Source organism: Candidatus Ozemobacteraceae bacterium, assembly GCA_035373905.1.
In the GTDB taxonomy this organism is placed as follows: domain Bacteria; phylum Muiribacteriota; class Ozemobacteria; order Ozemobacterales; family Ozemobacteraceae; genus MWAR01.
This window is the reverse complement of the sequence record DAOSOK010000006.1, coordinates 60,125-75,788: the sequence shown is the minus strand read 5'-3', so window position 1 is coordinate 75,788 and position 15,664 is coordinate 60,125. Positions and strand designations below refer to the sequence as shown.

At 60.9% G+C, this 15,664-nt stretch carries 14 protein-coding genes; 10 read left to right on the top strand and 4 right to left on the bottom strand.

Annotation, left to right across the window (positions count from 1 at the left end; genetic code table 11):
• Positions 1–24: 24 nt before the first annotated feature.
• The 10 genes from PLU72_04260 to PLU72_04215 all read left to right on the top strand — a co-directional run bounded on the left by PLU72_04260 (position 25) and on the right by PLU72_04215 (position 12,443).
• On the top strand, positions 25–2,247 hold the full coding sequence (locus PLU72_04260; protein ID HOT27381.1) for a flagellin: 2,223 nt from the start codon (positions 25–27) through the stop codon (positions 2,245–2,247).
• Positions 2,248–2,394: 147 nt separating this feature from the next.
• Positions 2,395–2,772, top strand: coding sequence for a flagellar protein FlaG (locus PLU72_04255; GenBank protein HOT27380.1), 378 nt, complete (start codon positions 2,395–2,397; stop codon positions 2,770–2,772).
• A 62-nt stretch (positions 2,773–2,834) separates the two neighbouring features.
• Complete coding sequence (fliD, locus tag PLU72_04250) at positions 2,835–5,810, top strand: flagellar filament capping protein FliD (GenBank protein ID HOT27379.1); 2,976 nt, start codon at positions 2,835–2,837, stop codon at positions 5,808–5,810.
• Positions 5,811–5,889: 79 nt separating this feature from the next.
• Entirely contained in the window at positions 5,890–6,528 is a 639-nt protein-coding gene (locus PLU72_04245) for a hypothetical protein (GenBank protein ID HOT27378.1), read from the top strand.
• Positions 6,529–6,563: 35 nt separating this feature from the next.
• Positions 6,564–8,507, top strand: coding sequence for a DUF115 domain-containing protein (locus PLU72_04240; protein ID HOT27377.1), 1,944 nt, complete (start codon positions 6,564–6,566; stop codon positions 8,505–8,507).
• Positions 8,507–8,938: a flagellar export chaperone FliS gene (fliS, locus tag PLU72_04235; protein ID HOT27376.1), complete on the top strand. Its 432-nt coding sequence runs from the start codon at positions 8,507–8,509 to the stop codon at positions 8,936–8,938. The genes PLU72_04240 and fliS overlap by 1 nt, the downstream gene beginning before the upstream one ends.
• Positions 8,939–8,963: 25 nt before the next feature.
• Positions 8,964–9,143: a hypothetical protein gene (locus PLU72_04230; GenBank protein ID HOT27375.1), complete on the top strand. Its 180-nt coding sequence runs from the start codon at positions 8,964–8,966 to the stop codon at positions 9,141–9,143.
• Positions 9,144–9,277: 134 nt separating this feature from the next.
• Positions 9,278–10,939 carry a radical SAM protein gene (locus tag PLU72_04225; GenBank protein ID HOT27374.1) on the top strand — a complete coding sequence of 554 codons (1,662 nt, stop codon included), beginning with the start codon at positions 9,278–9,280 and terminating at the stop codon, positions 10,937–10,939.
• A 72-nt stretch (positions 10,940–11,011) separates the two neighbouring features.
• Positions 11,012–12,076 carry a quinolinate synthase NadA gene (gene nadA, locus PLU72_04220; protein ID HOT27373.1) on the top strand — a complete coding sequence of 355 codons (1,065 nt, stop codon included), beginning with the start codon at positions 11,012–11,014 and terminating at the stop codon, positions 12,074–12,076.
• A gap of 28 nt (positions 12,077–12,104) precedes the next feature.
• A complete protein-coding gene (locus PLU72_04215) occupies positions 12,105–12,443 on the top strand; it encodes a 4a-hydroxytetrahydrobiopterin dehydratase (GenBank protein ID HOT27372.1) in 339 nt (112 codons plus the stop codon).
• 66 nt (positions 12,444–12,509) lie between these two features.
• Here the strand turns inward: PLU72_04215 and PLU72_04210 are convergent, their stop codons facing one another.
• From PLU72_04210 to PLU72_04195, 4 genes are all read right to left on the bottom strand, one after another.
• A complete protein-coding gene (locus PLU72_04210) occupies positions 12,510–13,142 on the bottom strand; it encodes a hypothetical protein (GenBank protein HOT27371.1) in 633 nt (210 codons plus the stop codon).
• Positions 13,143–13,296: 154 nt separating this feature from the next.
• Positions 13,297–13,920, bottom strand: coding sequence for a DUF1287 domain-containing protein (locus tag PLU72_04205; protein ID HOT27370.1), 624 nt, complete (start codon positions 13,918–13,920; stop codon positions 13,297–13,299).
• A 6-nt stretch (positions 13,921–13,926) separates the two neighbouring features.
• Entirely contained in the window at positions 13,927–14,739 is an 813-nt protein-coding gene (locus PLU72_04200) for a hypothetical protein (protein HOT27369.1), read from the bottom strand.
• Between the two features lie 54 nt (positions 14,740–14,793).
• On the bottom strand, positions 14,794–15,654 hold the full coding sequence (locus PLU72_04195) for a DUF2993 domain-containing protein (GenBank protein ID HOT27368.1): 861 nt from the start codon (positions 15,652–15,654) through the stop codon (positions 14,794–14,796).
• Between the last annotated feature and the right edge of the window lie 10 nt (positions 15,655–15,664).

Here is a 15,664-nt window from a genome sequence, read left to right as displayed (position 1 = left end):
TAAACGATTCATGGAGGAATCAGTATGTCACTTACCATCAACCAGAACATCCTATCCCTGAAAGCGCACTCGACCCTGGCCACGACCTCGAGCCGACTCGAAAAATCGATCGAGAAGCTGAGTTCCGGCCTGCGGATCAACAAGGCCGCTGACGATGCCGCGGGGCTGGCCATCAGCGAAAAGCTCCGCCGCCAGGTCAGAGGCCTGACGCGGGCGGTGCTGAACGCCCAGGACGGCGTCTCGATGATCCAGTCGGCGGAAGGCGCGATGAGCGAACTGCAGAGCATCCTGCAGCGCATGCGCGAACTGGCCATCCAGTCGAGCAACGACACGCTCACCAGCAATGACCGCCTGGAAATCCAGAAGGAAGTGAACCAGCTCCGCGACGACATCAACCGCATCGCGAACAACACCGAGTTCAATACGAAAAAACTTCTCGACGGCAGTCAGACGGCGTTGATCAGCGCCAGCTCGCACTCCGTCAACGGCATGGTGACCGGCGTCGGGAAGGGAGGGGGCGACTACGACGTCAGCATCACCCTCGTCCAGGCCGGCATCAGCCAGATGCAGCGTTCGCAGATCATGACGCTGAACGACGGGACAGGCGCTCTTGCGAAGGGCTCGACGCAGCTCCAGAGCATTGCCCAGTTCTACGACACCAACGGCGTCTTCGTTCTTGCTTCTGCCCAGACGCTGTCATTGAGCGGCAATTCCAAGACGACGTCCATCTCCGTCGACGGGCAGATGTCGCTCGATAGGCTTTCAGCCGCAATCCAGAACGCTCTTGTCGGTACCTCGGGCCTTGGAATCGCCAACTCGAAAGTAGGTGTGGTAAACAGCAGTCAGACGGGCATTGCCGGCATCGGCGGATATCTCCAGCTTGTCTCGGGCTCGATCGGCGATATTGGAAACGTCGCCTTCTCCGGCGATCAGGCCCTGATGACCGCTCTCGGCCTCACCACCATTCGCGACGCGAAGAACAATCTCGTCGAACTCTCCTCGAAAGATGCGTTCGGCAATGTCATGCAGGTTCGGACCTCTGAAGACAGGGCGGCCGGCCTGCTGGAGGGAATCGACGTCCAGTTCACGTCGCAGGCGGCTCAGGTCGCAGGCCTTGGCGGCCTTGCAAACGGACTTCTCATCGGCTCCGGTGGCGAATCGTTCACGATATCTGCCGGTGGCGTGTCGAAGACGATTACCATCAGGTCTGGCAGATGGACCATGGAAGGAATTGCCCGAAGCATCAATGCCCAGTGGACAGCTGGTGCTACTGCAATGAGCGGCACCTCGGCGATGGTGATCGACGGGCAGATTCGTATCATGTATGAGCCTGTCGCGGCGGGTGCGGACTCCTCGTTCAACATCGCAAATGCCACGACGAACACGATCGGTATCCTGAACGGTTCCTACAGCGGATTCGCGCAGGGGTCCAAGGACACGACCAAGGTTGCGTTCGGCTTCAGCAAGTATGCGGATTTCTCAGGCGCGTTCACCTACTTCATCAGCGTCTCTGACGGAGTGAATACGGCAGTCCTCAGCATTGCTGCGGAATTCCGCATGACGAACGCCGACATGGTCAGCTTCGAGCTGTGGCAGCAGTCGGTGAACCAGACGCTGAAGACGCAAAGTGTCGCCATCAGGGTCGATGCTATTAACGGAGGTCTGGCGTTCACGTCTCTCCGGGTCGGAAAAGAAAACCACACATCCGGCGGTTCCACCATCAGCCAGGTTCGGATAAACTTCGGGCTGTCAGCTGGAGTCACCGCTATCGGCCTCGACAAGACGTTCGGATTCTCTCGCCAATCGACGGCCGTCGGGTCGGGCGACAAGAACTTCCGGATGCACGTGGTCGACAACACCCCAAGTTTCCAGCTTGGCGGTGACGAAGGTCAGAACATGAAGATCGCGATCTCGGAGATGTCGGCCAGTGCGCTCGGCGTCGACAATCTCGACCTGACGAGCATCGAAGGCGCCCAGAAGAGCCTTTCGAAGCTGAACAAGGCGATCGACAAGGTGTCGTCGGAGCGTTCGAAACTCGGTGCCTTCCAGAACAGGCTGGAATACTCCATCAACAGCATCAACACGATGAAGACCAACCTGAGCGCCGCCGAGTCGCGGATCAGAGATGCCGACATGGCGCTTGAGATGGTCGAGTTCACGCGCGACCAGATCGTCGCCCAGTCGGGGACCGCGATGCTCGCGCAGGCGAACCTGGTGCCCCAGGGAGTGCTCCAGCTCCTGAAATAGGAGTTCCGGGAAAACTATGGTACAGTCATAGGTGGTGAGTGACAGGCCGGGCGGGAAGGCGTGCCTTCCTTCCCGGCCGCACCGCCGGCTGGTCGGTTTGAATTCACGGGATGCCAGCATTCATTCCGTGAAAGGAGGTAGATCGATATGGAAATCGGAAATGTGAAACCTGTAACCATTCAAGTGCCAGAAGTGACCAAAGAACCCGAGGTGCCCCTTCCCATCCCCGGCGCCGGCGCCGACTCTCCCATGAAGCAGGAAGCGGTGAAGGCGCAGGCCGAAGCCGAGGATCCTGCCAAACAGATGGAGAAAATCAAGGATGCCGTCGATAAGTTGAACAAGACATCCATGATTTTCGATCGTTCTCTGAAGTTCAGGATCCATGACGCGACGAAGGAAATGATGGTTTCGGTCATAGACGTGGCCAATGACAAGGTGATCCGGGAGATTCCCTCCCAGGAAGCTCTCGACCTTGTCGCGAAAATGCAGGAATACCTGGGAATCATCTTCGACAAGAAAGCCTGAAAACCCCGGAGATTCCCGGTTCACTCGCGGAGCTCGTTCCGGCTCCGCGAAGGAGGTAATGTATGGTTAGCAATATTTCGAGAAACTGGGTCGGTGGCCTGTCCAGCGGACTCGACACGCAGAGCCTGATCACCAAGATCATCGAAGCCGAGCGGGCGCCGCTGAATCAGCTCGAACAGAAGCGCAACACGCTTGGCTTCCAGAAGTCGATGCTGCAGGACATCAATCTCAAGTTGTACGGCCTTCAGAACAAGGCCACCGACCTGATCTTCTCGAAGACCTTCAACTCCAAGACCGTTACCTCCTCGAGCGACAAGCTGCTGAGCGCCGTTGCGAACACGTCGGCGAAAGTCGGCAATTACACGATCAACGTGAAACAACTGGCTTCCGCCACGACCGTCTCTTCCGCCGGCAGGCTTGGGGGAGCGATCGAGATGGGGGAGAATCTCCGAAGTTCGAAATCGCTTGGCGGACCGAGCACGGCGCTGAGCAATCTCGGCATTACCCCCGGGGAATTGAAACTGACGATCGGTTCTGCGACGGAGAACATCACGGTCGATCCGAATGCCTCCGTCCAGAACCTGATCAACAGTATCAATACGGCGATATCCGGCAATGGCAACATGAACGGGAAAGCCGTCGCCGGGTATGACCTGAAGACGAACCGGGTCCGCGTTACCCTCCTCGACAGCAACAAGACGCTGGCCCTGGCGGATACCACGGGCAATGTCGTCGGAAAGATGTTTTCCGCCACGGGAAATTTCACCCTCACGAAGGACCAACCGGCGAAGGATTCGAGCCTGATGGCCATCAGGTCCGGGCTTCAGACGACGCTGCGCGACCTCGGCGTCGACCCCTTCTCCGGCATGACCATCCAGCGGCAGGGCGGGCCGGCGGTGACGCTCGACCTGGCTTCGGCGGGTCTCGATGAGAATTCGACGGTATCCGAGTTCGTGAGCGCGATGAATCGCCGGATCGATGCTTCCCCCGATCTGGTTCGGGGCGGCGCGGTCACCGGTAACCCGGCGGACCGCCGGCTCGAGTTCAAATACGATCAGGGGACGGGGAAGCTGATATTGGCGAACACAGACACCACGGATGTGACGAAGTTCACCGTCGGCACTTCGGGCGGGAATCTCACGGCCATGCTGTTCGGAAACACGACGGTCGCCTCGACGACGGACGCCGGGTTGAAACTCTACCAGGAGACGTTCTCCTCGATCATTTCCTCCGGGACGTTCACGCTCGACGGGGTGCAGATCTCGATCAACAACCAGAGTGACACGCTCCAGAACGTGCTTTCGCGGATTACCTCCCTGACCGGCATTGCCGCGACATACGATCCAGACAAAGACACGATCAGACTGACGCGCAAAGACGGGAGTTCTCAGCCGATCGGTCTCGGCGCCGCGAACGACACGAGCAACTTCCTTTCCGTTGCCGGCCTGATCAGCGGTTCCCAGGCGACGGCGGCAACGCTCGCGAGCGGTTCGAGCCTCGGTTTCTCGGCTGCCGACGCCCTTTCCCAGAACCTCGAAACACTCGGCCTTGCCTCACCCGGCACGGCTGGTCAGGTGCGGCTGACGGTGAACGGCGTGGCGAGCCTGGTCGACTGGAACTCGACGGATTCGCTTTCCTCCTTCATGGAGCGGCTGGACGCGATTTCGGGCGTCGAAAGCGTCTGGTTCGATGAAACCACCCGGACTTTCCGGATCACGTCGGAGCAGAAAGGAAGTTCCGCCGGGCTCAAGCTCGAAGACATGAGCGGCGGACTCGCCGATGCCCTTGGAATACCGTCAGGAATGACGGCAACCGGATCCGATACCGGCCCGGCCCTCGAAAGCAGTCGTCCGCTTTCTTCGCTTCAGACGTCCGTGACGCTCGACAAGGCGGGGTTTGCACAGGCCATTACGGCCGGAACATTCACCATCAACGGCACGACGTTCAACATCTCGAGCCCCGGCTCCGTGACCCTGGAATCGCTGATGTCGACGATCAACAACAACAAGAAAGCCGGCGTGAAGGCGGAGTTCGACGCGCACACCGGCAAGTTCATGCTGACCTCGACGCAGACGGGAAATACCTCTATCGCCATCGGGGCTTCGACCGACACCAGCAACTTCCTGTCGGCTCTCGGCATGATCACAGCCCCCCAGAACGTCGGGAAAAATGCGATCTTCACCGTCGAGGGGCTGTACGGCGGGTCGGATATCGTGAGGCAGTCGAATGACGTGTCTGACGTCATCAGCGGTCTGACCTTCACCCTCAAAGGCACGACGGTCGGAAGCGGCGAGACGATCACCGTCGCGGCCGACACGAAGAATTCCCGCAAGGCCATCGACGATTTCCTTGCCAGTTACAACGAAGTGATGGAGTTGATATACACCAAACTCAAGGAAGAGAAGGATTCATCGCTCCAGGCCCTGACGGAAGTCGAGAAGAAGGCCCTCTCTACGGAAGAACTCGCCACCTACGAGGAAAAATTCAAGATCGGACTTCTTGCCGGCGATTCGACGCTCTCGTCGATACGGAGCAGGATGCGCGTCGTCATGGCGGGCATCGTCGGCGGCGCAGACAAGCTGTTCGACAGCCTTTCCGATATCGGCATCACGACCGGCGAGGTCGGTTCGGATTACCAGACGACCCAGGTCGGAAAGCTGTCCATCACGGATGAGGACAAGCTGAACGACGTGCTGACCAACAATCCCGAAAAGCTTGCGGCGCTGTTCGCGAACGATTCGTCCAGCGAATCGAACATGGGGATCGCCCGCCGGCTCAAAAACATGCTGAACGAGTTCACCAAGAGCGACGGTATCCTCACGCTTCGCGTCGGCCGCTCGGGCGTCACGAACGCCGACAGTTCGATGGATCGCCAGATCACCCTCCTCAACAAGCAGATCAATCGCCAGGAGGAAAAACTCGCGGATCGCGAGGAAACGTTGCTGAAACAGTTTGCGGCTCTCGAAACCGCGATGTCGAAATATCAGAGCCAGGCGGATGCGTTCGCCAGCCAGCTTTCACAGCTGAGCGGCCGCTGACGGAGGAAGACCGAATGATGCCGGGTATCGAATGGAATGAACGTCATGCTGCCGGGCGAGGCAGCCAGGAGCAGCCCGAGTGAATATTCTGCTGAACGGTGAACCGATCACGATCGACGGCATCACGCCGGAGGTGACGTTAGCGGACCTGGTCGAACTGATATCGGCCGAGCTGAAAGACAGCGGGGCGGCGGTCATGGAAGTGGTTGCCGACGATACGCGGTTGTCCGCCGATCAGGCGGATGTTCTCTCGGCGCACAAGATCGTCGAGTACCAGACGGTGGAAATCCTGACCGCGACGGCGCGCGATCTGCTGGAAATGGCGCTCGAAGAAGGTCCCGACGTCTTCGATTTCATCGACGAGCGCGCCCTGAGCGTCGCATCGGATCTCCGGATCGGAAAGATCAAGGAAGCCATGGAGCGACAGCTCGAAACGCTGGACGGTCTCGAGTGGCTTTCCTCGATTTTGAAAAACCTGGCCGTCGGATTTGCCCCCGAGATGAGCGAACGATCGATCGAGTCGAGCCGCTCGCAGTTGATGGAGCAGCTCGCGGCCCAGATGACCGCATTGCAGAAAGCGCATGAAAACAACGACTGGGTGGGGTTGGCGGACATTCTCGAATACGAGATTCCCCCGATCACCGCCCAGGCGCGCGAACTGTTCGACGAGCTGAAGAGTCTGATGCCCGGGAAGAGCGAGCCCGGTGAGACCGAGTAGACCCTGCCGGCCCTGACCGCGGGCGGAGAAGGAGCATGATGGAATCGCCGTTCCTGAAGGCAAATCTGCAGGCGCTGGTACGCCACCCGCATCTCGTTGCGATGGCGCAACAGCATGCCGATGCTGCCTCCGATGCCTCTTACCGGGTGGAACCGGCCCGCACGGGGCTTCCAACGCTGACCATCGCGACCGGCGGAAAGACCTTTTCCTATCACAGCCGCTACGACCCCCTCGCGGAAGCCGCCCGCCAGGCGGATTCCGTGCTTCAGCCGCAGCATACGAACGTCATGATCCTGGGCGCCGGCCTGGGATACCTGGTCGACGTCGTCCTGGAGAAGCTCGCCCGGCCGGGGTTCGAGCGCCAGGTGTACGTCGTCGAACCCGATCCGCAGGTCTTTCTGCGAGCCCTGGCAAGCCGCGACATGCGGCCCGCATTGAACGATCCGCGAATCGAGTGGTGCGTCGGGATGACGCCGGACGAGTTCGGCGATCGGTGGGCGATGGGGCTCGACTGGGTCAACCTCGATGCGCTGGCCGTCGTCGAACATCCGCCGTCGCTGTCGCGTTTTCACGGGTATTTCGAACGTCTCAAGGAAAAGGTGCTGTATCTCGCGAACCGGTCCAAGGGCAACCTGGTCACGCTGATGCACACGGGGAACGAGTTTCATTCGAACTCGTTCGCCAATCTCCGTGCAGCCCTGACGCTGCCGGGCGTAGGGCGGATGTTCGGGCGGTTCGCCGGGGTGCCCGCCGTGATCGTCGCCGCCGGCCCGTCGCTCGAGAAGAACGCCGCTCTGCTCGCCGACATCCGCGACCGGTTCCTCGTGATCGCCGTTGACACGTCGTTCCGGCAACTCGTTGCACGAAATATACGTCCTCATATTGTATTGGCCGCAGACCCGAGTTACCTGAATTCGCTCGACTTCGTCGGGGTCGAGAACGAAACCGGCGTCGTTCTCGCCGTCGAGCCGATGACGCATCCCGACATCATCGAGCAGTTCCGGGGACCGAAGATGGCCATGACGTTCGGCGGCGGCCTGCAGACGCTGATCGAGCCGTTTCGCGAGCCGACCGGCAAGGTCGTCTGCTGGGGCTCGATCGCGACGACCGCGTTCGATCTCGCGCGAAGCTGCGGCTGCGACCCCATCGTCTTCGTCGGGCTCGACCTGTCATTCCAGGACGGCAAACTCTACGCCCGAGGTTCGTATTCCGACGACGTCTTTTACGACCGGGTGCATCCTCTGACGTCGCTCGAACACGAGACGGTCGAGTATATCCAGACCCGCGGTACACACCGGATCGCGATGTCCGACGGTTCGGTCCTGTACACGGACCAGAATATGCACATGTATCGCGCCTGGTTCGAGGACCAGTTCCGGCAGACCGCCGCGAAAGTCGTCAACGCCACCGAGGGCGGCGTGGTGACCCGGCACGTGACCTGCATGACGATGGCGGACGTCGTGAAAACGTATGCGGACAAGGGCGCCCCGATTGCCGGGATCATGCGGGAGGTCGTCGAAAAGCCGGTGCGGGCCGATGTTCCCGGCATGATCGCCCGCCTCGAAGAGCTGATGAAGGTTCTGCGGCAGCAGCAGGACGACGTCCGCCGAGCTGCCGCCCTCTGCAGGAAACTTGCCGGAGCGGCTTCCCGCGATGCGCAGCCGTCCGCCCTGACCGGCCCCGCGCTCGTCCAATACCGCGAGCTGCTCGAACTGCACGACCATCTTCTCGATGACATGACGGTGTATGGCTGGTATGCCGTTCACCAGACCAGGTTCGTCAACCGGCATGCGCTCGAACTCAAGCGGTTGAGAGCCGATGAAACGGCGAAAACGCTCGCCTGGATCGAGGAGATCGGGCTTTTCCTCGAGTCGGTGACGAAGTTTCACGAGTACCAGTATCCCCTGATGGAAGCGGCGATCCATTCGCTTGCGGCGCCCGCTCGGGATGCAGTCCAGGAAAGGCCGGTAACGCCCTGATGATGCAGAACGTCCAACAGGACTCCTATCGCAAGACACAGATCGACACCGCTTCGCCCGAAGCGCTGATCCTGATGCTGTACGACGGGGCCCTTCGCTTCATTGCCCAGGCGGAAGACGCATTCCTGGCGAAAAACAACGAGCAGATCAGCAACTCCCTGCTGCGGGTGCAGGCCATCATCACCGAGTTGATGACCTCGCTCGACAAGGAAAAGGGCGGAGAGATCGCGACCAACCTGGAACGGTTGTACCTGTTTTTTCTCGAAAAACTGACGGACAGCAATCTCAAGAAGAATCCGGAGCCCATGAGGCAGGTGAAGCCTCTGATCGAAGACCTTCGGAACACGTGGGCGGAGGCGATGAAACTCAACGCCAAGAATCCGACCACGCCGCAACAGCCGCCCAGACCGCGGCTGAACGTAGCCGTCTGAAGCCCGGCGAAAGGGGGTGGGGCGTATGTCCAGTGTGGGTGGAGTAGGTGGCGGGTCCCAGCTTGCCGAGGTCATGAAAATGCTGGAGGAACAGCAGGAACAGTCGATCGACATGGTCAAGAAACTGATCGGTGCGGCCGCGTCGAACAAGGTTTCCGCTGCCGAAGCGGAAGGCAAGGGGGGCGTCCTCGACCTGTATGCCTGAGGAAGCCTTGGGCGATCTACGCGAGCACGCAATGGAACGATGCATGACGGGAAAGTCGGTGTTGGAAAAAACCGGCTTTCCCGGGCTTGTCCCGGCGCTCATGAATAATATTCAATATAGAAAGTGAAGCGAATGTGCGGACCGGCCTGATCCTGTTCGTCGATGATCTGAAACCGCGATACCGGCCGGTCTGGCGGCTGGATCGGCGGATCGGTTCGCGCGGGACCCCGCTTGAAATCTTGACGGGGCGCCTCGGGAACATCCCGGGAATCGACGAGATCGTGCTGCTGGCCCCGTCCGGGGTCGAGATGGAGCCGCTCGCTGAGCAGGCTGTCGCTCTTCGCGCCGGCGTCGAGCGATATGACTCGTCCGGTCTGAAGGGGAAGCCGTGGTCGGCCTCGCAGGAGCGCTGGCAGCTCGAAAGCGACATCGGAACGGATACATGGGCGGGGACGCCCATTGCGACAACGGCGGCGAAACGCCGCTGGGACAGGCTTGTTCTCATCCCTCTCGAGAATCTGCTGGCGGACCGCCGCGGCATCGTCGAGAGTCTGCGCCTGCATGCGAGGGAAGGCTTCGACGTCACGTTTGCCGAAGACCGAATCTCGGGGGGCGGCTGGGCGATTCTCGAGGGGACCCTCGTGGCGGGCCTCCAGGCGAGCCATCCCGACATCATGGCGACGCGGGGCGGCCTGGCGTGGGCATTGAGGGAGCCGCTGTATCCCTTCAGGATCGGCGAGTATCACGCCCCTCGGAACAGACCGCGACTCCCGGCCGATCTCCGCCTCACCTGCGAACGGGTTTCACGGACCCTCGACGCGCGCGGCGGCGACGCTTTTGCGACCCCCGGCTTCGAGTATCTCGACTGGATTTCGACATCCGGTTGGGAAGAGGTCTATCTCGATCAGGGACCGCTCACCGCCTGGGTGGAGCCGTCGAGCGTCTGCGCCGGTTCCTGTCTGCATTGTCCCCAGCCGCATCTTCGTCGGCCGCATGGACTCATGTCGCCGGAAACATTCGAAACGATAACGAGTAAAATACACCATGTCGAGGGGCTGAGGTGGGTGTTTTCCGGTATGGGCGAGCCGCTCGCAAATCCCGGCCTGGGTGCCATGGTCGAACGCGTGAAGGACCGACATGTCACCATCCACACGTCGCTGAACGCCGGTCTGCACGACGCGTTTCCCTGGGAACACGTCGATCTGGTCAGAATCAGCGTCGATGCGCTCGACGCTGAACAGTTCCACGCCATGCGACCTGGCTGCTCGTGGGAAGCGGTCGAACGATTCCTCGCGGCCGAGGCGGCCAGAAAGGCCGAAGCGCCGGGCCGCAGACCGGAAATCGGCGTTTCCTTTCTGAAACACCGGGAGAACGAGGCGGCGGCCGGGCCGTTCATCAGTTACTGGAAACGGGTCTGTACCCCGGTTTTCCGAAAAAACTTCTTCGTGTGGCCGACGGATGCGCCGCCGCAGAAAGTGCAGTGGTACCAGATTCTCGGCGCCGCCGAGTTCCTGGGGTGCGTAGAGTATGCCGGAATGGTACGCTACGAGCCCCTGAACCGGAGACCATGCCTCCATGCCCTTCTCGGGATATATATTCTCCAGGATGGATCGATCGCACGTTGTCCGTTCGATATCGAGGGGGCCCATGGATGGGGAAATCTCGGATCCATGAAATCCTTTGAAGAGGCTTGGAGCGGGGACGCATGGCGCCGCTTCCGGCGCGAGCATCTCGAACTGAGCCTGTCCGAGGGATCGCCTTGCCGCCGGTGTCAGGACTGGTATCATCGGGAATAGAGCTCATTGACCGCCCGGGATCCTTGGGGTATGGTGAGAGGCTCTTATGGAATCATCATGCGGCGGTGCGAGATGCAGGAACTTCCAGAAGATTTCCGAGTGATGTCGGATGCCGAGGCTGCCGAACGCATTCGGTCGTGCAGGCGGGAGCTCGGTTCCGATCTGCTCATTCTCGGACATCATTATCAGAGCGACGGCGTGGTCGAACTTTCCGACCATCGTGGAGACTCGCTCGAACTGGCTCGCGCCGCGGCCGCAACGACGGCCCGGCTGATCCTCTTTGCCGGCGTCCATTTCATGGCCGAGACCGCCGACATTCTTACGGCTCCCTCGCAGACGGTCATTCTGCCCGATGCCGATGCCGGTTGTCCCATGGCCGATATGGCCTCCATCGGCGAAGTGGAGGATGCCTGGCAACAGCTGTCGGGCGTGATGGACGTGGAAAACGAGGTGATTCCGGTTACCTACGTGAACTCCAGCGCCGAGATCAAGGCGTTTTGCGGGCGTCATGGAGGCACGGTCTGTACTTCCTCGAACGCCGCGCGCATCGTCGAATGGGCGTTGAAACGCCGTCCGAGGCTCTTCTTCCTGCCCGACCGGAATCTCGGCGGCAACGTCGCGCGATCGGCGGGGATGAAAGACGAAGAAATCCTTCTCTGGAAGCCCTATCAGCCGCTGGGCGACAACACGGCAGACGGCCTGAAAAAGGCGAGAGTCCTTCTTTGGAATGGCCACTGCCACGTTCACACCCGCTTCACGGCGGAACAGGTTGCCGCGGCCCGGCGCGATCTGCCCGGCTCGAAGGTGCTGGTGCACCTCGAGTGCGAACGCGACGTCGTTGAAACGTCGGACGGCGCCGGATCGACCTCATGGATCATCAAACGGGTTGCGGCCGCCGCGCCCGGCGATTCATTCGTGATCGGAACCGAAATCAGTCTCGTGGAGCGCCTGGCGAAACAGTACCCGCACCTCACGGTGAAGCCGCTGGCCCTCTCGCGGTGTCCGAACATGTTTCGGAACAGCCTTCAGGACATGGCATGGGTGCTGAGCCGGCCGGGGGAACTGAATGTCGTGCGGGTTGCCGATACGATCCGCGAGCCTGCCCGCGAGGCTCTGGATCGCATGATGAGCGTCTAACACCAGGGATCGGGAGAAGGAGTCGGAAATGGGACTGACGGAAAAAAACTGCGTTCCCTGCCAGGGCGGGGTTGAGCCTCTGTCGCGCGACGCCGCGCAGGCATTTCTTGCACAGACGCCGGGGTGGCAGCTGTCGGAAGACGGCCTCTCCATTCACCGGCGATTTCCCTTCAAAAACTTCATCAAAGCCATGTCGTTCGCCGTGAAAACGGGCGAGCTAGCCGAGAGAGAAGGCCACCATCCCGTCATCACCATCGGCTGGGGATTCTGCATCGTCGTCTTCAGGACGGCGAAGATCAAGGGACTGCACGAGAACGATTTCATCATGGCTGCGAAGGTGAACGCGCATTTCGACCAGGTCGAATAGCGGGTGAATGTAACAAACCGCGGGGCCGACGGCCCCGCGGTTTGCGTTCAGGCTTGAAAACGCTGATTACTTGCCCGCGTCGGGGGTGCAGGCGGAACCGGCGCATTCGCTCTTCCTGGTTTCGCCCTTCTTGCAGCCGTGCTTCTTCCCATGCTTCTTCCCGTGCTTCCGGCCGTGCTTTTTGCAGGAATTCCTGCATTTCTCGCACTTCTTCATTTCGGCCTTGGGGCATTCCTTGCAGGAACCGCGCATTTCCATCCTGGCGCAGGGCGAGCCGGCCTTGCAGCAGCAGGTTTCGCAGCAGGGCTTGTCGGCAGAGCAAACGCCGTCCTTGCAGCAGGGGCAGCCGCACGAGCAGACGCATTTCGTCTCATCACCGGCCGGCCGGCAGGGCATGCCGGCGGAGGGGCAGGTCGCGCAGGCGGGAGCCTTGTCGCCTTCGACGGCGGGCGAGGGCTCTTTCTGAGCGGCGACGGGAGCGGCGGCGGACCAGCGTTTCGCCTCGTATTCCTGCTTGAGGGATTCGAGCTGGGCGCGATCTTCGGCCGTGGGCATCGGCTTGGAAACGAGCGACCAGATCTGGGCGCGAATCGCGCGCAGTTCTTCCATGCGGCCCTTCAGATCATCGGCGGCCGTGGCGGCGACGCAGAAGCCAAGAACCATGATGGCCACCAGGGCCAGCGACAACGATTTCTTCATATTCCCTCCCGAAATGCATGCGATGAGATGTTGGAACCGGACGGCGACGCCGTCCGTCTCTATCCGTTTATCAGAAACGGTTTTCGTTGGCAAGTACGGAAAACCGCATTCCGGAAAGAACATTCATGATATGTGGTGCAATATATGGACGCATTTATTTGAAGTCGCAGCGATAATGAGCCGTGATGGGCCATTCGACGAGAACATCCTCGAGCCGCGTGCCGGCACCGACGTTGTGAATGCAGAGGGGCCGCGGCGAACCGGTCGCGGGGTCGGTGGCGACGATGCCGATGTGCGGAAGCCCGCCGGGGAGGTTCCAGACGACCAGATCACCCTTGCGGAAGGAGGCCGGCGAAAGATCGGCGATCTTCATGCCGTGACGCGAAAAAAAGGTTTCCAGGTTCGGAACCCGCCGGTGATCGATGTTGGGATCGGGCCTGGTCAGGCCCCAGCGCTTCGGATAGAGGCGAAAGTGCCGCTTCATGTCCTCGTGGACGAGTTTCTGGAGATCGACGCCGACGGCCCGGAACGCCCTGACGATCACATCGGTGCAGACTCCCCGCTCGATCGGAACGTCGCCGCTGGGGTAGGGAAGCTTGACGTAGGACGGATCGTAGAACAGGGTGAGCCGCGTCTGCAGCATCGCCGATTCGAGAAACCGCTCCAGAGACAGCGGCCCGGGAAGGCGTGAAGCCGCCCAAAGGCCGACGCCAGACGCATTCAGCAATAGCAGGGAAAGCGCCGGGAGCAGAAAGAGCCATCGCGAGCGGGTCCTCATCGGAGGTCACCGGCGGGGCGGCGGCGGCGAAAAATGCCGCGAGTTGTCGTACTCGGGAGGGTCGGTATAGCGGCGAAGCCTCTCAGGCCACTCGTAGCGGATGGAAATTCGCTCCCGGGCGAATGTCTCCGGGTCGAAGGTGGTGGTCTCCACGGGGGAATACTCGCGCTCGCCGTAGCCCGTTCCGGCTTCGGACGATTCACGCATCCGGTCCGGAGCTATCTTTGACGAGGCACGGGGGGACGGTGCCACGCCGCCATCCTTCATCGAGAGCCGTTCTTCATAGAAGATCGGACGCCGCTCGTCGAAAACGGCGACGTTGATGCAGCCCAACTGGGAGGTGTCGCCCCACCTGCCGGCGTAGGAATCCTGTTCGTCGGTGAAATAAAACCGGGCAACGCTCCGGGTCGAGGTTCGCCAGCCGGAAAACTCGCCTTCCGACCAGGGGTTGAGGATGTACATTCCTTCCGACGGCCGCAGATACGACCGGTCGCCGGTGATGATGTTCCGGCCGTCGACGGCGATGACCAGGCCGACCCGTCGTCCGGAATCGTTGCGGACGCGCAGGCGATAGCGCTCGCCGCGCATGGCTTCGACGACATACGACGGCGGGCGGCTGCGTTCCCACCAGCCGCCGCCGGTGGAGACCAGGGACAGCGTTCCGCGCTCGTCGCCGATGACCTCGACGGTGATTCCGCGCTGCGGGGGCGCGATCCGCTCGACGTCGGCATGGCCGGCGAGAGACAGCGCGGCGATACAGACGAGGGCGAGAAGAAAAACGGTCAATCCATGGGTGACGCGATGCTGGTATGCCGGCATGACGGGCCTCCTCTCAGGCACAGCTTCATGCCGCACGCGGTCCCTGCGGCTTCCTCACTCGCCCTTGCGGGTGCTGATGAAATGAAGTGCGCCCTTCTCGATGCGTATTTCCTTCAGATTCAAACGGAAGGGGAACTTTTCCAGATTTAGCACTGGGTTGATCCGCTTGATGATGGTCCCGATGAACGCGCGCGGCATGCTCATGCTGTTGAGTTTCATCTTTTTCGCGTGGAACCAGATCTGCTGGGAATCGCGCACTTCGAAGTTGCCGGTGGCCCAGAAGTTCACTTTGACAAGCGAGTATTTTGTCGATCCCGAGAGGATGAGCTGGCCGGTCGCAAGCTCGACTCGCGGGTTGTCGACCTTGATTTTGCGCGCTTTTTCGCCCAGGTAGGCGTTCATGTCGGATTCGAGGATGAGCACGTCCATGTCGATGTTGCAGACCGCGATCGTGTCGATCTTCGCTTCGCGAAGCAGCTTGGTCGTGTCGAGCTGGACGTCGTCGAAATTGAACGACGCCCGGTGGAGGATCAACCCGTCGACCTCTCCGCCCTCGGTGTTGACGATTACCTGTTTGAGCCGACCCCGGCTCGTATACTCGGGCGAATATTCCACGATCCGGATGTCGAGCAGTTTCGGGTCTTTCACCACGGCCCGCATCGCTTCTTCCAGTTTCTGTTTCAGCAGCTGTGGGGAAGAGGCGAGTTCGGCCGTCACGGCGGGATCCGGCGTCCAGCTCGCGAGCCGTTCGGAGCAGGTGGCCGTCGGAACGGACGCGGACGCCGCGAGGACGGAAGGGGCGGAGGAATTCGGCACGGCGACGTCAGCCCCTGCGACAGGCGTGGAAAACATGATCAGCAGGATATATGCAAGAACCGCCGGCGGAGCGGGTTTCAACAGGGTCGTGTGAGTCATCGTGCGTCCT